The organism is Xanthomonas sp. NCPPB 3570 (assembly GCF_056725115.1).
Genome location: NZ_CM161513.1, coordinates 3,358,850 through 3,379,190, shown reverse-complemented (window position 1 = coordinate 3,379,190; position 20,341 = coordinate 3,358,850). Strand labels below are relative to the sequence as shown.

The following is a 20,341-nucleotide window of genomic DNA, read 5'->3' as shown; positions in this document are numbered from 1 at the left end:
TTTTTCTAGTTTCATGCTGAATATTTTGATGCGAATGGCTCGCGGGAATCCTTGTGCTGCGTATTGAATTTCGTGACGATTTTAGGGGTGAAGATGTGCTGATTATCACGGGGAAATCCGGTGATATGCAGGCGCTGAGTGAAGCCGTGGACGCATGGGGCGCATGTCCAGACGATACGCTTGTGTCCTCAATGGTGCCCGAATGTGAGGGGGTCAAGATTACGTTGCAGGCACACGACTCATCGTGCGCGTCAACAGCGAGCGATTCTCCTGCTGGGGTCATCTGGCGCATCGGCGAGGATGCTGCCCGTCAGCTTGCCGGCCTCATCGGCCAACTCTCCAGGCATCCACGGCCAGCGCATCTCTATCTTGATTTTGAGGGCTATGCGCGGACCATCATCGTTTCGATGGATGAGTACTGATCATCGGGCGCTACATTGAGCAATGGAAACCTTTTAGTTATGAATGTGGGTGTAGTAAATGAATGGCTCGTATGATTTGGAGGCTGCGCTTTCCGCTTTCAGGCAACTGGCAATGTTCGAGGATTGCGAGGTAAGCGGGCCTGAGAGTCCCGGGATGGATGGCGATACGCCGTTGCACATCGCGGCAATGGATGGTGATCTTAAGGTGGTAGAGCTTTTTATCCCGTTCGTAAAAAACATCGACATCAAAGGCGGTATTGGTTCTTCGCCTCTTCACTATGCTGTCAGATGGGGCCATCCTGAGGTTGCGAAGCTTCTTTTGAGGCATGGCGCCGATATCAACTTACAGGACGACTATGGGGACACGCCCTTGCGTCTGATGAAAGGCCAAGCCTGCTTCCACGCAATCCTGCAGGAGCGAGCGGGCCAAGCTACTCCCTGACACCAGCAGCCCATTCAATCCCATCCCGCTCTGCCGCATGATGTAAGGCCACGCGCCCCCTCACGCTCGCCCTCCCAACACCGGAGCCTCCCATGCCGCAACGCCGCCACTTCCTGAAAACCGCCGCCTTCGGCGCCCTGGCCGCCGGGTTGGGCGGTGTGCTTCCTGGCGCACACGCCGCCGTGGCCAAGGCGCAAGCCAAGGCCGGCGTCGGCCCCTTGCCACACGGCGCAGCACGGGTGATCTCCACCTGGGACTTCGGCGTCGCCGCGAACCAGGCGGCATGGCAGGTGCTGTCGCGCGGAGGCGCGGCGCTGGATGCGGTGGAGGCCGGGGTGCGGGTGCCGGAGGCGGATCCGGACAATCACACGGTGGGGTTGGGCGGCTATCCCGACCGCGATGGGCGGGTCACGCTGGATGCCTGCATCATGGATCACACCGGCGGCTGCGGGTCGGTCGCGGCGCTGGAGGACATCGTGCATGCGATCTCGGTGGCGCGGAGGGTGATGGAGAAGACGCCACATGTGATGCTGGTCGGCGATGGCGCGCTGCAGTTCGCGCTGGCGCAGGGGTTCGAGCGCACCAAGCTGCTCACCCCTGAGTCGGAACAGGCGTGGAAGGAGTGGCTGAAGACCTCCCACTACGCGCCCGAGGCCAATATCGAGAACCGTGCCTATCGCCGCGGCACGCTGCCCGGCGGCAAGGACAATCACGACACCATCGGCATGCTGGCGCTGGATGCGCACGGCAATCTGTCCGGGGCCTGCACCACCAGCGGCATGGCCTGGAAGATGCACGGGCGGGTCGGCGACAGTCCGATCATCGGTGCCGGTCTTTACGTCGACAACGAGGTGGGCGGGGCGACCTCCACCGGCGTCGGCGAGGAGGTGATCCGCAACGTCGGCAGTTTCGCGGTGGTGGAGATGATGCGGCAGGGCAAGAGTCCGGCCGAGGCCTGCCGCGAGGTGGTGATGCGCATCGTGCGACGCAAGCCGGAACTCACCCGCGATCTGCAGGTGGGGTTCCTGGCGATGAACAAGCGCGGCGAGGTCGGTGCGTTCGCGATCCAGCCCGGTTTCAGCTATGCGGTCTGCGATGCGCAGCGGCAGGATCTGCTGCTGCCCGGGCAGAGCCATTTCGCGGCGCCGGCGGCATGAGCGCGAGCGTGCCGATGGGCCTGGAAGTGGCGGCCGATGCGATCGGCTCGGCGCTGGCCGCGCAGGATGGCGGGGCGATGCGGGTGGAATTGTGCGGCGGCCTGGATGGCGGTGGGCTGACGCCGTCATTCGGCACGCTGGCGGCGGTGCGCGATCGGTTGCGCATCCCGCTGTATGTGTTGATCCGTCCGCGGGTCGGCGATTTCGTGTTCGACCTGGCGGAAGTGGAGGCGATGCGTCGCGACGTGGAGCAGTGCGTGCGCCTGGGCTGCGACGGCGTGGTGCTCGGCGCGCTGACCGCGGACGGCGAGGTGGACACGGCGACGATGCGCGAGCTGATCGCCGCGGCCGGGCCGCTCGGCGTCACCTTCCATCGCGCCTTCGATGTCAGTGCCGATCCCCGGCGCGCGTTGGAAGACGTGATCGCGCTGGGCTGCGAGCGGGTGCTGACCTCCGGTGCGCGCGAGACCGCGGAAGAGGGTGCCGACCTGATCGCCGAGCTGGTGCAGCAGGCCGGTGCGCGCCTGAGCGTGATGCCGGGATCTGGCGTCACCGAAGCCAACCTGGCGCAGCTGCGTGCGCGCACCGGGGCGCGCGAGTTCCATGGCTCGGCGCGTGGGCCGCTGGCGTCGCGGGCGACGTCGCCGCATCCGCATGTGCGCAGCCTCGGCGGCGACCGCATGCAGACCGATGTGGCGCGGGTGCGGCGGATGGTGGCCTTGCTGGCGGAGTAGGGCGTCGCCGATGCGTGGCGAGCATCGGATCGCAGCGGTGCGGCGGATGGTGACGAGATTCGCGTGTCGCGGCTGAAGCCGCTCCTACGCGGGGCGGCGGTTTGGGGGAGGCTCCACCGCGCAGACCACCGCTGATGGGTGGTGCGCGGCGCGCGACCGTAGCGCGGTCAACGTGACGCGCCCGCTGCGAGCTTGCTGGTCAAGCGCTTCGGATCCAGCACCACGTGCTTGATGCGCGTGCGCTTCCAGGTGTAGCTGATGTGCACCTGGCCGTCGCGGGTCTGGATCACCGCGGGATAGGAGAACTCGTCCTTGGGGCTGTCTTCCAGGGTCAGCACGCGGGTCCAGTGCTGACCGTCGTCGGACAGCGCAACGGCGAGCACGCCGCGGCCGTCCCACCAGTCCTTGCCGGCCTCGGTCGGGTTGTAGACCAGCAGCGAGCGGCCGTCGGCCAGCACCACGGCGTCGGTGCCGGAATTGGGATTGGCCAGGTCGAGCAGGGTCATCGGTTCCCAGGTGCGGCCGTTGTCGCGCGACCAGGTGCTGAACACGTGGTTCTGCTGGCTGCGGCCCACCGCCTGCAGGCGGCCGTCCTTGTGCAGCAGCACGCTGGGCTGGATCGCGCCGATCCTGGCCGGGTCGTTCATCGCCGGGCCGCGGGTCCAGTGCGCGCCGTTGTCGTCGGACCATTCCATGTGCGCCACCCAGCCGGCGTCTTCGCTGCTGCTGGGGCTGAGGATGCGGCCGTCGGGGAGCTGCACCGGCTTGTTCTTGATCGGGCCGAGGATGCCGTCGGGCAGGCGCTCGGGGGTGGACCAGTGGTTGCCGCCGTCGCTGGACGTGGTCTGCATGCCCCACCAGCGCTTCGGGTCCGGACCCACCTTGTAGAACAGCCGCAGCGGCCCTTGCGCAGGCTGGAACAGCACCGGATTCCAGGTCGGCAACGGCTTGCCCTGCGGCTGCGCGCCGTCGGCCACCCGCTGCGCCGGTTGCCAGCCGCGCGCGTCGCGACGCGCGACCCAGATGGCGACGTCGTCGGCACCCTCGTGGCGGCCGCCGAACCAGGCCGCGAGCAGGCCGTCGCGGGTTTCCACCAGGGTGGAGGCGTGGCACTGCGCGGTCGGCGCCTGCGCGTTGACGAATTCGCTGTAGACGATGGGCGAGGGCGGCACCTGCGGTGGGGCGACGGCGGCCGGACCAGCGATGGCGCGCACCGCGAACAGCGACAGCAACGGGAACAGCGAAGGCGACATCATGTGGTACGGTCCTGGCCTGCAAATGAGGATACCTATTTATCATCAATTAAATACCATGTGCTGACACCACCGGTAGCGCCGCCTGTCTGCCCGACCGACGATTGCGCGGAATCGCAATTCCGGACACTCCACTCTCTCCGCTCCGCCCGCTGGCCGCATTCGGCCTGACCGTGCTGGCCGCACCGCCGCTGCTCGCCGAGTCTTCGCCGACACCACGCTGTTCGAGTACGGCGACGTGCGCTGGGTCGGCAACGCGGCGGGGGTGATCGAGGGCGAGAACTGGAACACCATCGATCGCCACGGCGACCTGCGCTGGCGCTCGGTCGAGGTGGACACGCCGCTGCGCAGGCTGCAGTGGTTCTGGCACCCGAACAGCGATCAGACGCTGAAGAGCGTCGACGAGCCTGGTGCAGATCTGGGAAGACAGCGTCGGCCGCGGAGGCCAGCTGGCTGGGCGTCGTCCCGGACAAGCGCGGCCTGCTGCCTGAGGCCGATGAGAAGTGGCCGGAGGAATGGGCCAGGCGCTGGCGCGCTACGGCGCCGAGCGCAGGCGCAGGCGAGCGGCCATATGAAGATCGATCACTTCCCCGCGGTCACCGCCTCGCGCGTGCGCCTGAACATCCTGTCCAGCGTGGATGCGGCGCATATCCGCGCGTTCCAGTTGTTCAACGTGGGCGCTTCCGTGACGCCTTGATCCGCACGCCGCTGCCCACGGCGGCGCCCATCGCAGTTCACACGCCATCGGCTGCACCGTTCTTGACGGGAGCGGCCGATGGCGTTTCTGGCGTACGCAACATCGCCATCGGCAACCGGCAGCGGCGACGTAGCGGATGCCGCTGTCCGGGCGTGAAGGCTGCCGGCGCATTGACGGCGCAGCAGCGGTGCCCGTGCAGTGCGGGCGCTGTCATCTAACAGGAGCGTAAGCAAATGAACGGCGATGGGATGTTTTCGGCAGGCACCGCCTGCCAGGAGGGCGGCCGTTTCGGGACGGGCGAAGGCGATCCGCTTTGGGACGATGGCAATGGCTGGAGCGATGAACCCGTGGCCGACGGCAGCGGCCCATGCGTCATCACGCTGTTTCGGACGCAGACGACGCCGAGTGGCAACGGGGGTCTGCGGAATGAAGAAGGACTCACGATGGAAATGCTGTCGCCACGCCGGGGCGATAGCGACGCTGCGCTGCGCGGCGTACTGAACGACCCACGCCTGCTGGCGTTGATCTGGCTATCGCGGCTGCCCCGCGGCAGATGAGGTCGGCGGGTTGTATCCACTCCGTTCCATTCACGGGAGCATGACCATGGCTTACGAAGACGATTTCTACATCCGCGGCAACATCATCGGCTACACCGGCGCGCTGAACAATGCGCCGACTGTGTATTTCGCCAAGGTATTTTCCGACGCGCTGTTGGGGAAGAAGATGTTCGAGTTCGGGCGGATCACCCAGGATCATCCGCACCGCGACAATATCGGGCGCAACAAGGTCCGCTATGCGCGCGATTACGCCATCTACAATCTCCAGTCGGATAACCAGGAGTATGCGGCCGAGTTCTATCAGGGCGATATTCGCCACAGAAGCCGGAATCCGTTTATCCAGGTGCACGAAGGCGATCCGGCGATGGACGCATTGGCCGCCGCGATCGCCAGATTCCCGGATCGGAAGCCGAAATAGCGCCTCGGCGCGTTGAGCGAATGCGTCGGTGCCTGCTGGGATGTCACGTTTGTCGCATTCGCCAGGTCCGCGCTAGGCCGCGTATCGGCGGAGAGCTGGTCTTCGCCGCGCCCAACTCGGTTTCCCTTGTGCTGTTCATTGCGTGCCGTGTCGGCGCTCGCGAAGACCGCCAGGCATCGCGATCTGCCCGCTGCGCCACTGTGGCGGTGCGGAACCAGGGCTTCATCCATCGTGGAGTAACGCCATGTCTAACGGTGAGGTTGGATCGAGATTGCGTTCTGCATCGATCGGGCTGCGCAGGCGACTGCGGTGGCGGGCGCGCCTGCGCCAGGGTGTGTGCGTGACCCTGGCCTGCGTCGCGGTGGCCTTGGCGCCGTCGTGGGACGCACGCGCCGCGCCGCCGCAGTCGCAGGCGCGCCTGCACGCTCGGCTGGGCTGAGCGACCAGAAGGTGCTGGAGGCGCTGATCAAGCTGCTGCGCTGAGCCGCTCGCAAGACACGATTTGGGCCCGCTGTCCGTGAAGCGGGCCCATTTTTTTGCGCGACTGGCCCACATAACCGCAGCGCCGTCGCTTCAGCCGTATGCAGGCGTAGACAAAGCGCGTGCGCACGCCACACGCCGTGCGGCTGCGCGTACATCGCGCCCGCGGTTGTCACCCAGGGAACAGCTATTGCCGCCGACCGCCACAGAGACTCGTCGCACAACCGGATTTCGGAGCATGCGATGGAGATGGCAAAGGAAAAGGAAAAGGCAGGCGTGACCGCCAAGCGATTCGTGGAGGCCGACGAGATGTTCACCCGCGCCTGGCGCGCGACGCTGCCGGACCTGCGGCGGCGCGCGCTGCGGCTGGCCAACGGGCGTGCGGACGCGGCCGAGGATCTGCTGTCGGATACCGCGGTGAAGGCGCTGCTGTTCATGCGCCGCTCGCCGGAGGCGATGACCGACCCGCAGGGATTCCTGTTCGTGGTGCTGCGCCACGTGTTCCTGGACCTGGTGCGGCGGCGCCGCGGCGGCGGCGAACCGCTGGACCGCCCATCCGAGGCTAAGGAAGTGGACGCCGTGGCCGATCAAGCAATGACCGCCCTGCAACGCGCCGAGCTGGAGGAGCAGATGGAGCGCGTGGTGGCGGCGGTGGCGGCGCTGAGTCGGGAGCAGCGCCGCCTGTTCGCCTATCGCTTCGTCGAGGAACTGCCGTATCCGGCCATCGCCAACCTGTTGAGCATCAACCAGCCGCTGGCGCGCAAGCGCGTGGAACTGCTGCGCAAGCGGCTGCGGCTGGCGATGGTGGCCGAATGAGCGCGTCGGCTGCTGTTTCACAAGCCGCCCACGGCGGCGTTTTCCCTCCACGCCGGGCCGTCCAGGGCCGCGGCATCGCGGGCGCCGCGGCGGGGCGTGGCACCGGCCATCCCCGTCGCGGCGCCTCCCCGGCAGGCGACTCACCAAGGAACCAGGCTCATGGCAGACAACACGCTCGTCAATTCGCAGATCACCGACGCGGTCACCCAGACCAACGTCAAGGTGGTGGCCGAGGCGCCCGCCCAGGCGATCGCCTCGCTGTACCAGGTCTCCAGCCACTCCACCGGGCTGGCGTTGCAGAACGCGGTGCACAGCCAGCAGGCGCTGAACCAGGTCTCCAACGCCGTGGTGTCCAAGGCGGTGGCGCTGATCATGGCGATCGGCGAGAAGTGATGCAGCGCCGTGGCCCGCGCCGCGGCGGCTGAGGCGGGCACCGATCCATCCATCAGGAGAGTGGCATGTGGCCTTTCGCAAGCAAGAAACCCCCGGGATCCCCGACGGCCGCGGCGCCGGCCAGCGCGGCAACGGCGCCGGCATCGGCCGCGGCTGCGGCGCAGACGCCGGACGCGCCTGCGGCGGTACCGGCGACGACCGACGCATCGGCAGCGCCCTCGGCTGCGGTGCGTGACACGGCAGCACCCACTGCGACCGCGGCGAGCGACCCGTCCGCCACAGCGCCGGCGAGCGACAGCGCGCCGGCCGCTGCTGGCGCAGACGCCGCCGCGCCCAGCAGCACAGCCGAGTCCAGCGCCGACGCCGCACCAGCGGCAGGTGGCGATGGCGCCGCGCCGCCCACGGCATCGCCTGCGGCCGCGGTCTCGCCGCCGCCACCGCCACCACCAGCGCCGTCCATGTTGAGGACGCTCAATACGCACATGCTCGCGCAGGCCTCGGCGGCCAGCCCGGCCAGCGATGCGCTCAACAGCAAGATCGTGCAGGCCGTGCAGCTCAGCAATGCCGAGACCATGGCCTACGCGCCGTCGCAGATCGTGGTCGGCTCGAACATGCTGATCAGCCAGGCCTCGGGCCTGATCGCGCAATCGGCGGCGGTGTACTTCGACGGCGTCAGCAAGATGGCCTTGGCCAGCCAGGGCGTGCTGCTCAAGCAGATGACCGAGAACCTGGCCGAGAACAAGATGGAGCAGGCCGCCGAGGATGCGCTGGGCGTGCTGGCCACCGATGTGCTGGTCGGGGCCGCCGCAGCGGTGGCGGCCGCTGCCGGCGCGTTGGAGGCCGAGTCCGCCGGCTTCGCCATCGACAAGATCGACCAGAGCATCGCCAAGTACGCGGACCTGATGCGCGGCCGCAAGTCCGCGTCTACCTAGGGCGTTCGCACCACCGGTTTCACCACACGCACAGGGGAGCACCATGCAAGACAACCAAGCATCCGATTTCGCCACGCTGCGCCAGTTCGCCGAGAAATGGCTGGGCCGTCCACTGGTCGGCGCCGAGGAAGAGCAACTGCGGCGCTTCGCGTCGGAAACGTCCGCACCGCCGGCAGTGCCTGCCGCCGAAACAGTCGGCACTTCGCCGTCGCTGATCGATGCCGAGCGCCAGCGGGTGCAGGGCCTGATCCAGCAGATGATGCAGAAGATGCAGAACACCCGCGGCGACCTGAACGGCGCCACCGCAGCCAGCGAAGCGGCGGTGCTCAGGGCGGTCCAGTCGGCCAATTCGCTGGATCAGCTGCGGCCGGGCCAGTTGCGGCCGCCGCAGAGCGGCGAGGGCGGCAGCAATCAATTGGTGATGTCGCAGATCGCCGATCGCCTGGCCAATCTCGTGCAGGCCGAAGTGCGCGCGTGCTTCGAGCGTGAGTTCGGCAGCCTGGCCCAGCAGATGCAGGCGGTGGTGGAGGCGGCGCGTGCGCAGGGGCTCATCGCGGCCACGCCGGCCGCGCCGGCTGCGGAGCCGCACGCGCCATCGCCGCCGCCGGCTGGCTGAGCCGTTCCGCTGCACGGCGGCGCCTTCGCGTATTCCACGCGGAGGCGTGCGCCGTGTGCGCGTGTCTGCTGCGCACGAACGTAGGCATGGCGTGTGGCGCGTGTGGCAGGCGTCGGCTGCACCGTGCGGGCTTCGCCAGGCCCTGGCGCCACGTCCCGGCAGCGCACGCAGCTGCGCACCATCGGTGACGCAGTCGGTGTCAGGTCGCTCGGCCATCGTCCGTTCGACTGCGGTACGGGTGAATCGCACTGCACGGTGGCGGAGGCAGCAAGGTGGCCTGCACCGCAGTGATTGCAACACGCATCGGTCGAGGTCGCGGCGTATCGCGGTCGATGTTCCTGCGTCGCGCGCACATCGCGACGACGCCGGCGAGACAAACGCCGCACCGGGTTTCACAGGTTCTGCACTGTCCCGTTTTCAGAGATCGTACGGCGTGGGCCGTACCCCAACCAGGAGCGAACACATGGCATTTCCCACCGCGGTCAACGACCAGATCACCGATGCGGTCACCCAGTCCAACGTGAAGGTCATCGGCGAGGCGCCGGCCTTTGCGATGGCGTCGATCTACCAGAGCATGGCGCACTCGACCGGCATCCTGTTCGAGAACGCCGTCTCCGCGCAGCAGCAGCAGAACACCCTGGCGCAGGCTGCGGCCAACCAGGGCGTCATGCAGATCTACAGCCTCGACTCCACCGCCGCCGCCGGCGCCACCGAGAAGGTCGCGCAGACCGGCGTGTCCGACAACCTCACCAGCCTGCTGACCGTGCTCAACGCGTTCAAGCAGTCGTAAGCCACGCGCGCTAACGCCGCCGCGAGGCGGCGCTAGCCATGCAACTCCCTTCCTAACGAGGACCGTTCCATGGCCTATCCCACCGCAGTCAACAACCAGATCACCGACGCCGTCACCCAGTCCAACGTCAAGGTCATCGGCGAAGCGCCGGCCTTCGCGATGGGCTCGATCTACCAGAGCCTGGCGCACTCCAGCGGCATCCTGTACGAGAACGCGGTCGCCGCGCAGCAGCAGCAGAACACGCTGGCGCAGGCGGCGAACAACCAGGGCGTCATGCAGGTGTACAGCCTGGACACCACCGCGGCCGCGGGCGCGTCGGAGAAGATCGCCCAGACCGGCGTGTCGGACAACCTGACCAGCCTGCTGACCGTGCTGCAGGCGTTCCAGGGTTCTCCCTACAGCAAGGGCTAAGCCCGCAAGGCACGACGTCACGCGGCTGCGCGGCGCCGTCCGGCTGGACGCGTCGCTCCGGTCCCGACACGGGCCGGAGCGACGCCATCACCACGCGGCCATTGCCGCCCTTTGATGACCCACTGCACTCGAACGGCACGCGCCTTGGCTGCCTGCCGCGACAGGGTGCGTTCGAGGCCCTGGCGCCACGCCCCCTGCGCCCAGGGAAGGGGAACTATGGACCTTCCTGCAATCGCCGATTTGCAGCGCGCCGACCGCATCCTGCCGGCCGACGCCAGCGACGCCCCGCCCGCGGATGCGGCCGGTGCCCGCCATCGCCCGTTGCTGGAGCGCTCGGCCGTGTTCCAGGGCATGCCCGCGTCGGCGCTCGATTACCTGCTCGCGCACGCCAGCGAATGCGCCCTGGACGCGGGAAGCGTGCTGTTCTTCAAGCACGATCCCAGCAGTTTCATCGCGGTGGTGGTGCAGGGGCGCCTGTACAAGGTGCTGTACGGACCCGATGGGCAGGAGTTGATCGTCGGCACCATCGAGCCGGGCGGGCTGGTCGACGAGCAGGCCTTGCTGGAACAGCATGGGCGAAGCTTCACCGCCATCGCCTTCGGCCCGAGTTGCGTGCTGAAACTCGCGCGCCGCCATTTCGCCGCGCTGATGACGGTGCCGCTGTTCCAGCAGCGGATCGATGCGCTGCTGCGTCTGCGCCTGCGGCAGACCCTGGACAGCCTGGAAAGCATCTGCCTGCACCGCCTGGAAGTGCGCCTGGCGCGCTACGTGCTGCATCAACTCGAACTGCAGGCGCCGCATGCGGGCGGCGGCGACACGGTCGCGCTCCCGCCGAACCAGAGCATCCTGGCGGCGATGCTCAACGCCAGCCGCTCCAAACTCAATGCGCAACTGCAGCGCTGGGTCCGCAGCGGCCTGGTCAGCCGACGCCGCCACCTGTTGCGCGTCCACGACCTCGGCGCGCTGTATGCCAAGGCCAGCCTGCAGGGCGCGGCAGCGATGTCGGTGTCGGACGGCGAGGACACGCCGGCGCGTGCCGCCTGTCCGCCGTGGACCGATCGCCGCGCCGACTGAGGCCACCACTCAACCGATGGCGGGATCGAATGCCTGCCGCGCGTTCGCCGTACGCGACGCCTGAGATCGCAATGCGGTGCAGACCCGAGCGGCGTCGGGTGATGCGATACCAAAGGCACCGACACCAGTGCTCGACCCGTTCCAGGGAAGCGCTTACGCGACCATCAACTCGCCACTGTCTCGCGACCAACGCAGTCCGGTGCTGCGGCCGGTGCGCGCGACAGTTCGCTGCTGCGATACGCCTCGCCCCATTCGCGCAGGCTGATCAGCACCGGCGCGAGGGAGTGGCCCAGTGGCGTCAGCGCATATTCGACCTTGGGCGGCACCTGCGGATAGACGTGGCGCACGATGACGCCGTCCTCCTCGAGTTCGCGCAACTGCAGGGTCAGCATGCGCTGCGTGGCATTGGGAATCAGGCGCGTCAGTTCCATGAAGCGCTTCTTGCCGGAGAGCAGGTGGAACAGGATCACCGGCTTCCACACCCCGCCAATCACCGAAAGCGTGACTTCGACCGCGCAGCCGCTCTTGCCATCCAGACGTTTCAGACGCATGGTCGTTGTACCTACAAAATTGATAGTACCTGCGAAAATTGTACGTTCTTGCGATGCAGGAAGTGCGTCCCGACAATGCCTGCAACGGGGCTTCGCTGCAACCGATGCGGCGCTGCCTCTCGCCACTTTCCCCCAAGGATGTCGTGCCCATGAAAGCCATCACCCTGCGCCAGCCCGCTGGCCTCGAGAACCTCCGCCTCGTCGATCTGCCCGATCCCGGCCAGCCGGGCGCCGGCGAACTCCGCGTGCGCGTGCATGCCAGCTCGCTCAACTTCCACGACCTGGGCGTGGTGACCGGGCGCATGCCCAGCGCCGACGGCCGCATCCCGATGTCCGATGGCGCCGGCGTGGTCGAGGCGGTGGGCGAGGGCGTGGACGAGTTCGCCGTGGGCGACGCGGTCGTCTCGACCTTCTTCCCGACCTGGCTGGATGGCGGCCCGACCATCGCCGATTTCGCCACCGTGCCCGGCGATGGCGTCGACGGCTATGCACGCGAATACGTTGTTCGTCCTGCGCACTGGTTCACGCACGCCCCGCGCGGCTACAGCCACGCCGAAGCGGCAACGTTGACGACCGCGGGGCTCACCGCCTGGCGCGCACTGGTGGTGGACACGCACCTGAAGGCCGGCGACACCGTGCTGGTGCTCGGCACCGGCGGCGTGTCGATCTTCGCCCTGCAGTTCGCCAAGCACATGGGCGCCAGCGTGATCGCCACCTCGTCCTCCGACGAAAAGCTCGCACGTGCGCAGGCGTTGGGTGCCGATTTCACCATCAACTATCGCCGCGACACCGACTGGGCGGCCAAGGTGCTCGACTACACCAACGGCCGCGGCGTCGATGTGGTGATCGAAGTGGGCGGACCGGACACGCTGGGCCAGTCCATCCGCGCCTGCCGCATCGGCGGCCATATCGCCCTGATCGGCGTGCTGACCGGCATTGCCGGCCAGGTGCCGACCGTGGCGCTGATGCAACGCCACCAGACCCTGCAGGGCCTGATCGTCGGCAGCCGCAGCCATCAGCGCGACATGGTCCGCGCCCTCGACGTAACCGGCATCAAGCCGGTGGTCGACCAGACCTTCGCGCTGAAAGACATCGCCGATGCGTTTGCGCACCAGGCGGCGGGGAAGCATTTTGGGAAGCTGTGCTTGTCGATCTAGAACGTAGTTGCTTGGGCGGTCAGTCGTGGCTGCGAAACGGCCGGGGCTTGAACGAGGTGTTAGGACGAACCGTTCAGTCCCCTGCTTTGATTGTTGAAAGCTGCCGTTCTCTCGGGAGTGGTATCGCCACGGCAGGCACTATCGATGAAGAAATCAACTGTGCTTTGGCTTTTGCAGCGGCAATTTCACCAGAACTCAGTGCATCGAGAAGTGTGTCTCGTTTTGGGACGGCTGAAGATGACCCTAACTCTGCGGCAACGATCAGGTAGGCGAGTGACGTGACGTAATCGACACCGGTCCCACGGCCTTGAGCATATTGAACGCCAAGGTTATGGAAAGCGGCCGCATAGCCATGCTTTCCTGCGCGCTCATACCATTGTATCGCGGTTTTTGGGTCTGAACCAACGCCTTGGCCATGTGCGTACATGACCGCAATTAAGTACGCCGCTTGAGGGACATCCTTTTTTGCGGCAAGTAAAAGCCATCTGAAGGATTGAGGGTAATCTTGTTCGACTTCGATGCCATGGTGATAAATCAGCCCCAGCGTGTATTGCGCCGATGGGTCGCCAGCATCTGCGAGGGGCTTGAGTATCCCTAGAGCAGCTTTGTAGCTTCCACTGTCATAGGCGCGAATTCCATCCAGGAGGTCGCTTGCTATAGCTTGGATAGGGAATGCCAGAAGAAGCGCAAAGGTGAGAATTGCGCTATGGATTTGAGATTTCTTGATCATATAGGCTCGTATCCGAGTTCGGCCCAGCACCGGAGTGAGGCCGCGCCGCGACGCGGCGTCGGCTTGGAGGAAGTGTTAGCCGACTAACTCGCCGGTCGCGAGCGCCCGGCTTGCAAGCATCAAGCGCGCGTGATGGATCAGCTCAAGCGATGGCCTGGACGGATCATGGGAGCCCGCCATGCCAGCGATGTTCTTGCCGATCTGGACAGGGGTCATTATCAGGCCCCATGGGAAACCCCACCAGCCAAACACAGCGCTCGTCAAAGCGGCGAGCGCTTGCTGCTTCACTCCGCAGCGGCGGCACACGATGTGATTGGTACTGCGCCATTGGGTTAGATATACAGCGGACCAGATGCTGTGCGCCGCACGGATATCCACTGGCCCGGCGCCGGAACACTTGGGGCAGGAACCCTTGTGGATCTCGGACGCCAAGCTGTGCGCTGCTTCGCTCGGAACGTGCTTTGCCACCATGGCCACACGGCCTTGCGATGCACACTTTGCATTGCAAAAGCGCATGCCGGCGTGTTCCTGGCCGCCAAACAGGATTGTTGCGCGACACGTACCGCAAGTAGCCATAATTCCCCCTTGTTGGCTAAGGCTTGAATGAAGCCGCGTTGCAAAGCGACGTCGGTTTGAATGAATTGTTGGCCGTGAGCGGACGAACCGTTGGTGGATGATGCGACCGTGCTCCCCAGCACTGCCACCTGCGCCGAGTTTGCCACAGTTCGCAGAACGAAACTTGCGCCGGCATGCTCGGCGGCGGCATGGCATCCAAGCCCGGGCCAGGGAGCGCAGCGCTGGAAGGTTCTGGACGGCGGCCTGGCGGCCTATCCGATACCGGCAGCGGTGAGGACTGCAGGCCGGAGCCGATCCCGTGGGTGCCGAGAACGCTGCTCGGGGGGGGTAGGCTTCACGCGCAACGGGGCTTGGGCGTCACGGATGTCTGGTGACGGCAGCGCTTAGCGCCATCCTCAGTGTTCCTGCCGTTACGCGCTATATCTGGGGGTGGCGTGAAAAAGTACCTTCCCGTTTCTCTGGTCATTGTCGCCCTCATCGCAGGGCTGATGGTGCGTGGTGTTGTCGGAGGCGAGAAACGGGTTGGCGATCTCAGCGGTGATGAGGTGCCAATTCCCTCTGAAGTCCAACCCAGGGGAACGCCAAGCGACAGTGTCCATGTCGAATCCGGTGTCGCAAGATCGCGATCGGCGGAATATCTGTCCAGGTTTGAAGCAGTAAAGGATAAGGCGTTGCGTGGGGATGCAGCGGCTCAATTGGAGCTGTCCCGGATGTACGATCGCTGCTTCTCCGTCAGCATGTCTCGGCAGCAGTATCTCTCCAGCGTGGATGCCATGGCACTTCAGGCAGCCAAGGCTGCAGCCGCCATGAAGGCAACTGCCAGGCGCATTGCAGACGACTGCGCGTTGGTTGAAGGTGGTTCTCCCATTCCGCTTGATGCGCAAAAGGAATGGTTGAAGGCATCTGCGGCTTCAGGAAATCTGGCTGCAAAAATAAGATTTCATGTGAGATATGCGGGCGAGGCAAGGGAGAGTGTCGCGGATCTGGTGCAGGCGACGGTCGAGAGGCGAGATGCCGAAGCGATGTTCGAACTTGCGGATCTGCTGTCGACTCAGTCGTCCGACGCAGAACTGGGTCCGTTTGAGGCCCTCGCTGGGGATGAGACATCCGCATATGCCTGGGGAATCGTCGCGTGTCGGATGGGCGCGGAGTGTGGTGCTGGATCGGCGGTCATTGAAGGGGCTTGCTTGAATGGTGCCTGTGCCTCGAACTACGAGCAGTTGGTTCGCAATGACCTGTTGCCCAAGGGAGAGGGGGAGCGCTTGGATAGGAACATAGCGCGCATAGATTCTCTGCTTGGTCGGAAATGACCGCCCCATCCAAGTGATGGGATTCCGCCTTCGCAAAGCGGGGATGGCGGTATTGTGCGTACCTGGTGGTTGCGTAAGTTCCGCCACGGAGCCGCGCCGGCGCGGCCTGACGGGCTAGTCGCCCGCCACGAAGTAGACCATGCGCCAGCCCTGGTCCGTCTTGGAGAAGCCTGCGCGGTAGTCGATACCGGAGTGCGTCGGGCATTGAATCAGGTTCTTGTCGACATACCCGCATGCGTGCGCCGTGAGCCGGGCAAGCGTGCGCAACTCGGATGGCAATGTGCGCCAGCTCTGGATGGCCTGGTCGGCATCGCCGTCCCCACCGAAGCTCCAGACGAACTCCTGCACCATCAGCTCGCGAAGGGACTGCAGATCGCGGTGCGCCGCTGCCCGATGGACGGCGGCGATGGCCGCGCTCGCGTTCTTCGGGAGCTTGGGATGCGGCGTGCCGGCCTGAGCGCCGATCGGCGACAGCAGGGCGAAGCAGATGACGGCTTTCAGGATCGTCATGGGAGTCGCGCCGTGTGTCGTCATGGTTTCGCCAGTGCGGCGCCACACTTCCGGCATTCCGTGCGCGCCTGCCGATGGCCTTGTGGGGCGTTGAGCGCGGCACAGGCGTCGCAGAAGCGTATCAAGTGAATGGTCTGCCAGAGCCCGTATGCCATGAAGCAGACGGCAGCGGCGAGGAAAAGAGGCGGCGCGTCAGCCACCCAGAAGAAGACCAGCAGCATCACATCGGTGGCGATGCTGCCAACAATGAACACACGTCGCTTCAGCGGCGCATTCTTGTTGAAGGTGAAGAACGCCAGCGCCACAAGCCCGATCGCGGCCCAGAAGCCGAAGAGATAGGGATAGAGTTCGTTCAACTGTTGGGGCGTGAGGTGCATGGATGTCCTGTCCGGATGCAGATGTGCTGGTCGAAGTCTAGGGCCTGGCGACATCAGGCGCGCGACAGCCTGCAATGCCCTGGTGTCATCGCGTGGAGGCTGCTGGCCCGGGCGCGCAATCAGACCCCTGCATCGCGCTGTGGAAGTGTGGCACCGCAGGACGAGCAGAAGCGATCCGCGTGGTTCACGTGGTGGCCCGACGGGCACTTGGCGACGCTGAGCAGCCACGGCTTGCGGTGCACGGAATACAGCATCGAGAAGGCCATGCCATAGAAAAACATCCAGTGCCCGGAGAACCCGCGCAGCAGGGTGGGTGTCACGCCTGGCGCTTTCGGTTGGTTGCCCGTGAGGTGGGCGACGATCAAGAAGTTCACGACGGCGTAGGCGAACAGGCCGTAGGTGGCGTAGCGCATCCAGCGTGGAGATCCCGCCAGCGAGCGCTTCCAGCTATGACGGGATTTCAGGGTGTGGTTGAGCCGCAGGGAAAGCAGCACGGTCGGCAACCAGACGATGAAGACGCCGAAGTGCATGGCGAACACGGCCTCGCCGCCTGGCGGCACATACCCGGCAAGCGCCATCACGTGGACGATGAGGCTGAGGACGAAGCCGAGGGCGGCGAGCACCATCAGGGGAAGCAGGAGCGCGATCATGTGGTGGCTGCGATGTGAGTGTGGTGCTTTAGGGCGGCGGCCCTAGGACGGTCACGTGAATGGCCGGGCTGTCCACAAGTTTACAGAGGGAGGTCCAGCTTGAACCCTGCCGTCGCCGACCGGCCAGCGCGCAGACCATTGGCGCTTCGTGCTGGATGCGATCGACCCGGACGAGACAGCGGCCATCCGCCTCAACTTGCAGCGGCAACACGCGCTGGGCAACGACCGTTTTCGAGAGGCGATTGAACGCTAGCTTGGCCGTCGAGCTGGCGCTGCACGCATGGGCCGGCCATGGAAAGTCAGATCGAAGTAGAAGAGGGCAGGTGCACTCTGCCCCCGTTTTCCGTGGGCGACCGCCGTGTCAGTCCTTGCCTGCCACGCTCACCACCAGTTCGCCGTCGCGCACCTGCACGCGCAGCGTACTGCCGATGGTGAAGCCCAGTTCTTCCATCCAGCGGCCGCCCAGGCGCAGCGCGGGCGTGCGCTTGCCGTTGGCGGAGTGGCCGCAGCCGACGGTGCACTGCTGTGGCGGGCGTGGGCGGCGAGGCGGGCGCGAGGCGCGGGCAAGATCGGCGGCGTTGGCGGCAGCGACCTGTTCGGGCGTCAGCATGGGGATGGGCGACGACTCGACGATCGTCCACTGCGGGCAGTGGCGATGCTTGTGCGACTTGCGCTTGCAGGGAGCGGCGGGGCGGGGTGACGGTTGACGCATGGCACAGCCTCCTTGGCAGACAGGAACCCGCGCCGAACGGCGACGGGATGTCGGGAGGTTAGAAACCGCTCATAGACGGCGGGCTTATTTCCCCGAAGGGTGTTGTATTCGCCGCCCTCCCGACGCAGACAGCGCGTCGGAGTGTGCCTGCGAACAGGCACAAAAAACCCACCGGTTTGACGGAGGTGGGTGCCGCTATGAGAGGAGTTTCTACGCTCCTTAGAGGGGATGGTGCTACTGGTTTTTGGGGATGTCAACTGATATGGACTGTGGCGCGAAGATGCGCTTTGTAAGTGAATCTGATCCCGTATCGATCGTTAACTAGAGTGATCGAGGTCTAGTCTGAAACATCCTTTGCCCACGCTTGACTGGCTTCTTGGCAGGCGGCAACTTCTTAACCTTCACCTTGTCCTGATCTACGTCGATTTTGGCGAGCATGACTTCGCCAAATCCCCGCTCCAGAATGCGTGTGCATACGGTTTTGAGCACGACCTTGGCAAAGAAAGGCAGGTGCAACCCTGGTGCCTTCGATTGGCTTATCACGCCAAATACCACCCTGTAGGCGGCCACGTTACGTGGAACCTCATCCGAAAGATCCAACGCATGCGCCGGCTCCAGCTTCTCATTGGCCAGTTGCACAAAGGCTTTTTCTGATTTGAGCAGCTCCGCAGACACCAGCCCCTGGTTGAACAGATGTCCTAGCACACTGGAGCTGCCATAATGCTTGATATGCAAGAGCGTGTTGTTCCCATATACATCGCAAAATTCGACCTTGTCGTGCACTCCGCCAACATTTAGGAGCTTGCGATCCATCAAACACCACGCTCCATTGCTTTCAGCTACCAAGGCTTGGTTGTAAGCCCCCTCGTTATCATGATTGTAGACGGGCAGTGCGATGGGAAACTGGGCGATGTCCTTATAGAACTCTTCAATGCTGGTAGCAAAATCGTCATGGACCTCGAACCAGTTACCTGCCGAGAGCACATAGCATTTCCCGTCATACTCCAGTTCGCAGTGGATGCATCGGTAGATCTGCCAGTTCTCCAAAGGCCACTGCTCTTCATCCACCGCGAAGGCTTGATGGGCTCGCAGAAAATCAATGCTTGGCTCCTCGTTGGGGAATGCATGCACAAGACTAGGCAAGTTAAGATCCGAGGACATGCCCTCGTTCTTCTTACGGGTGAATTTGAATCCTGCAATGCGCCCCCAGTCCACTACATCGGGAATAGCGAGCCAGCAGCCATCCACCAGCCCACCTTGCTTCCAGGCAAGCCTGAGCTTGTCTACCAAGAGTCCATCCAACTCGACTGCGCGCTGCCCTTTGGATCTAAGCTGGCGGACCTGATCGACCCAAGGGAACTTTTCTTTATAGTCGGTAGAGGAATAAGCCCGGAAATAGCGGCGCAGCTGCTTTCTCAACTCTGGAACTTCCGCCTTGCAGGTGAAGTTAAGGGCATCTGACCCGGATAGACGGCGCCCAAGTTCAGGTACATCGGGATATCCCACGATGCCCCGGATTAGGTCCCGTTCAATGTCAATGCCAAACTCCAGTGCGGCAGAGGCCTGGCTGGTTTGAACACGGCTGTTCTGGTCATCGACGAAGGTGCGCTTATCTACGCTCCGAAGAGCATCTTGCTTTACAGAATTCAACGTAACGAGCAAGCCGAAGCGCTCTTCGAAGGCCTCAGGTTTAAGTAGGTGCCTTCCTTGTCCAAACGTTACGGCAAAAAGGCGTTTGTCTACCGGTACAATGAGCACCGCCGCCGATGACTGTACATGCCCGAGTTTTTTTCTATCGACAAAAGGTATAAAAAGGTGCGACCACTTCGGTTCTCGGGGTGCAGTGGGCTTAACGAAGAGGGTTCCGTAATGAGATTCACCATCGACCACCGGAATGCCGGCAACATCGGCGGCGATTGCGTCCTTGTCGTTTTTTATGTTCTCGCGTAACAAGTATGCCGTATAGTTGTTCATATCCTTCCTTTGGAAACTGCTTTCAACTAGGCGCAGATTGGAATGGTTGCCGATCCGGCGAACCATCGTTGGTCGAGCCATTCCTGCGTATAGGAGTCATATAGCGATTGCCCCAGTTGCCGAGTGCGCAAACTACTTTATGTCATCGACATGACTATCAGGGTCCATGACTATCGGGGTCAGGTTCACTTATCAGTCGATTTGGGTGCCTTGCGCGGGCAATATGCGGACCTGATGCGTAACCCCTTTCCTGCTGCCGCTGATGTCTCAGTTTGAGCTAGCCGCCTCTGTACTTAGCCGCTTCACGCCAGTTGCTAATGGCCTGACTTTCGGTGCGACCTTTTACTTCTACCTGACCGCCCATGTATTTGCCGACGGCAATCCAGACGGACTTTGTTTTTTGATGCACAGTGACAAGCTGCGGTTGATTCCACACTTGAACCGTATGCTCTCGTATCATGATGGGTCGCTCGTCTTATTTGCTCCAGTGGCCAAGGACCCATTCCCACTTGTAGGTCGAGTAGTCCCAGCGCCAGTGAGCACGAACCCACTTGTTCTTGCCCAGAGGCTTGAGCGTTTTCATGTTCTGTAGCCGATCGGGC

At 64.3% G+C, this 20,341-nt stretch carries 25 protein-coding genes; 16 read left to right on the top strand and 9 right to left on the bottom strand.

Going from position 1 to position 20,341, the window contains the following annotated elements; translation table 11 throughout:
* Positions 1-53: 53 nt before the first annotated feature.
* The 4 genes from AC1PLR_RS14710 to AC1PLR_RS14695 all read left to right on the top strand — a co-directional run bounded on the left by AC1PLR_RS14710 (position 54) and on the right by AC1PLR_RS14695 (position 2,755).
* A complete protein-coding gene (locus AC1PLR_RS14710; RefSeq protein ID WP_481101458.1) occupies positions 54-422 on the top strand; it encodes a hypothetical protein in 369 nt (122 codons plus the stop codon).
* Between the two features lie 58 nt (positions 423-480).
* The gene (locus tag AC1PLR_RS14705) at positions 481-864 is read left to right on the top strand and encodes an ankyrin repeat domain-containing protein (RefSeq protein WP_481101457.1); all 384 of its coding nucleotides are present in this window, start codon (positions 481-483) and stop codon (positions 862-864) included.
* A gap of 92 nt (positions 865-956) precedes the next feature.
* Entirely contained in the window at positions 957-2,021 is a 1,065-nt protein-coding gene (locus AC1PLR_RS14700) for a glycosylasparaginase (protein ID WP_481101456.1), read from the top strand.
* A 14-nt stretch (positions 2,022-2,035) separates the two neighbouring features.
* Positions 2,036-2,755 (top strand): copper homeostasis protein CutC, encoded by a 720-nt coding sequence (locus tag AC1PLR_RS14695; RefSeq protein ID WP_481103608.1) that lies wholly within the window; start codon positions 2,036-2,038, stop codon positions 2,753-2,755.
* Between the two features lie 167 nt (positions 2,756-2,922).
* Here AC1PLR_RS14695 and AC1PLR_RS14690 read toward each other — a convergent pair whose 3' ends face one another.
* Positions 2,923-4,011 carry a sialidase family protein gene (locus AC1PLR_RS14690; RefSeq protein ID WP_481101455.1) on the bottom strand — a complete coding sequence of 363 codons (1,089 nt, stop codon included), beginning with the start codon at positions 4,009-4,011 and terminating at the stop codon, positions 2,923-2,925.
* Between the two features lie 235 nt (positions 4,012-4,246).
* Between AC1PLR_RS14690 and AC1PLR_RS14685 the strand changes: the two genes are divergently transcribed.
* The 5 genes from AC1PLR_RS14685 (at position 4,247) to AC1PLR_RS14665 (ending at position 7,369) form a co-directional block, all read left to right on the top strand.
* Positions 4,247-4,705: a hypothetical protein gene (locus AC1PLR_RS14685; protein ID WP_481101454.1), complete on the top strand. Its 459-nt coding sequence runs from the start codon at positions 4,247-4,249 to the stop codon at positions 4,703-4,705.
* 233 nt (positions 4,706-4,938) lie between these two features.
* Positions 4,939-5,262, top strand: coding sequence for a hypothetical protein (locus AC1PLR_RS14680; RefSeq protein WP_420009291.1), 324 nt, complete (start codon positions 4,939-4,941; stop codon positions 5,260-5,262).
* A 46-nt stretch (positions 5,263-5,308) separates the two neighbouring features.
* Positions 5,309-5,680: a hypothetical protein gene (locus tag AC1PLR_RS14675; RefSeq protein ID WP_010343227.1), complete on the top strand. Its 372-nt coding sequence runs from the start codon at positions 5,309-5,311 to the stop codon at positions 5,678-5,680.
* A gap of 756 nt (positions 5,681-6,436) precedes the next feature.
* The gene (locus AC1PLR_RS14670; RefSeq protein ID WP_420009293.1) at positions 6,437-6,976 is read left to right on the top strand and encodes a sigma-70 family RNA polymerase sigma factor; all 540 of its coding nucleotides are present in this window, start codon (positions 6,437-6,439) and stop codon (positions 6,974-6,976) included.
* A 159-nt stretch (positions 6,977-7,135) separates the two neighbouring features.
* The gene (locus AC1PLR_RS14665; RefSeq protein ID WP_010343225.1) at positions 7,136-7,369 is read left to right on the top strand and encodes a RebB family R body protein; all 234 of its coding nucleotides are present in this window, start codon (positions 7,136-7,138) and stop codon (positions 7,367-7,369) included.
* Positions 7,370-7,421: 52 nt separating this feature from the next.
* Here the strand turns inward: AC1PLR_RS14665 and AC1PLR_RS14660 are convergent, their stop codons facing one another.
* Positions 7,422-7,844, bottom strand: a complete 423-nt coding sequence (locus AC1PLR_RS14660) for a hypothetical protein (RefSeq protein WP_481101453.1) — start codon at positions 7,842-7,844, stop codon at positions 7,422-7,424.
* A 7-nt stretch (positions 7,845-7,851) separates the two neighbouring features.
* On the opposite strand from AC1PLR_RS14660, the gene AC1PLR_RS14655 reads away from it, so the two are divergent.
* The 5 genes from AC1PLR_RS14655 to AC1PLR_RS14635 all read left to right on the top strand — a co-directional run bounded on the left by AC1PLR_RS14655 (position 7,852) and on the right by AC1PLR_RS14635 (position 11,192).
* Positions 7,852-8,301 carry a hypothetical protein gene (locus tag AC1PLR_RS14655; protein WP_244663461.1) on the top strand — a complete coding sequence of 150 codons (450 nt, stop codon included), beginning with the start codon at positions 7,852-7,854 and terminating at the stop codon, positions 8,299-8,301.
* A 43-nt stretch (positions 8,302-8,344) separates the two neighbouring features.
* Positions 8,345-8,917 carry a hypothetical protein gene (locus AC1PLR_RS14650; RefSeq protein WP_481101452.1) on the top strand — a complete coding sequence of 191 codons (573 nt, stop codon included), beginning with the start codon at positions 8,345-8,347 and terminating at the stop codon, positions 8,915-8,917.
* A gap of 463 nt (positions 8,918-9,380) precedes the next feature.
* A complete protein-coding gene (locus AC1PLR_RS14645; protein WP_010343222.1) occupies positions 9,381-9,707 on the top strand; it encodes a RebB family R body protein in 327 nt (108 codons plus the stop codon).
* A 69-nt stretch (positions 9,708-9,776) separates the two neighbouring features.
* Complete coding sequence (locus AC1PLR_RS14640) at positions 9,777-10,118, top strand: RebB family R body protein (RefSeq protein ID WP_010343221.1); 342 nt, start codon at positions 9,777-9,779, stop codon at positions 10,116-10,118.
* Positions 10,119-10,334: 216 nt separating this feature from the next.
* Positions 10,335-11,192: a Crp/Fnr family transcriptional regulator gene (locus AC1PLR_RS14635; RefSeq protein WP_481101451.1), complete on the top strand. Its 858-nt coding sequence runs from the start codon at positions 10,335-10,337 to the stop codon at positions 11,190-11,192.
* A gap of 164 nt (positions 11,193-11,356) precedes the next feature.
* Here the strand turns inward: AC1PLR_RS14635 and AC1PLR_RS14630 are convergent, their stop codons facing one another.
* The gene (locus tag AC1PLR_RS14630; protein WP_481101450.1) at positions 11,357-11,743 is read right to left on the bottom strand and encodes a winged helix-turn-helix transcriptional regulator; all 387 of its coding nucleotides are present in this window, start codon (positions 11,741-11,743) and stop codon (positions 11,357-11,359) included.
* Between the two features lie 149 nt (positions 11,744-11,892).
* On the opposite strand from AC1PLR_RS14630, the gene AC1PLR_RS14625 reads away from it, so the two are divergent.
* Entirely contained in the window at positions 11,893-12,900 is a 1,008-nt protein-coding gene (locus AC1PLR_RS14625) for a zinc-dependent alcohol dehydrogenase family protein (RefSeq protein ID WP_481101449.1), read from the top strand.
* A 73-nt stretch (positions 12,901-12,973) separates the two neighbouring features.
* Here the strand turns inward: AC1PLR_RS14625 and AC1PLR_RS14620 are convergent, their stop codons facing one another.
* On the bottom strand, positions 12,974-13,630 hold the full coding sequence (locus AC1PLR_RS14620) for a tetratricopeptide repeat protein (RefSeq protein WP_481101448.1): 657 nt from the start codon (positions 13,628-13,630) through the stop codon (positions 12,974-12,976).
* Positions 13,631-14,640: 1,010 nt separating this feature from the next.
* Here AC1PLR_RS14620 and AC1PLR_RS14615 point away from each other — a divergent pair.
* A complete protein-coding gene (locus AC1PLR_RS14615; RefSeq protein WP_481101447.1) occupies positions 14,641-15,516 on the top strand; it encodes a hypothetical protein in 876 nt (291 codons plus the stop codon).
* 114 nt (positions 15,517-15,630) lie between these two features.
* Here AC1PLR_RS14615 and AC1PLR_RS14610 read toward each other — a convergent pair whose 3' ends face one another.
* From AC1PLR_RS14610 to AC1PLR_RS14590, 5 genes are all read right to left on the bottom strand, one after another.
* A complete protein-coding gene (locus AC1PLR_RS14610) occupies positions 15,631-16,026 on the bottom strand; it encodes a hypothetical protein (RefSeq protein ID WP_481101446.1) in 396 nt (131 codons plus the stop codon).
* Positions 16,027-16,046: 20 nt separating this feature from the next.
* Entirely contained in the window at positions 16,047-16,403 is a 357-nt protein-coding gene (locus tag AC1PLR_RS14605; protein WP_481101445.1) for a hypothetical protein, read from the bottom strand.
* Between the two features lie 119 nt (positions 16,404-16,522).
* Entirely contained in the window at positions 16,523-17,053 is a 531-nt protein-coding gene (locus tag AC1PLR_RS14600) for a hypothetical protein (protein ID WP_481101444.1), read from the bottom strand.
* Positions 17,054-17,414: 361 nt separating this feature from the next.
* Positions 17,415-17,765: a SymE family type I addiction module toxin gene (locus AC1PLR_RS14595; protein ID WP_481101443.1), complete on the bottom strand. Its 351-nt coding sequence runs from the start codon at positions 17,763-17,765 to the stop codon at positions 17,415-17,417.
* 321 nt (positions 17,766-18,086) lie between these two features.
* The gene (locus AC1PLR_RS14590) at positions 18,087-19,739 is read right to left on the bottom strand and encodes a DUF6119 family protein (RefSeq protein ID WP_481101442.1); all 1,653 of its coding nucleotides are present in this window, start codon (positions 19,737-19,739) and stop codon (positions 18,087-18,089) included.
* Positions 19,740-20,341 lie beyond the last annotated feature (602 nt).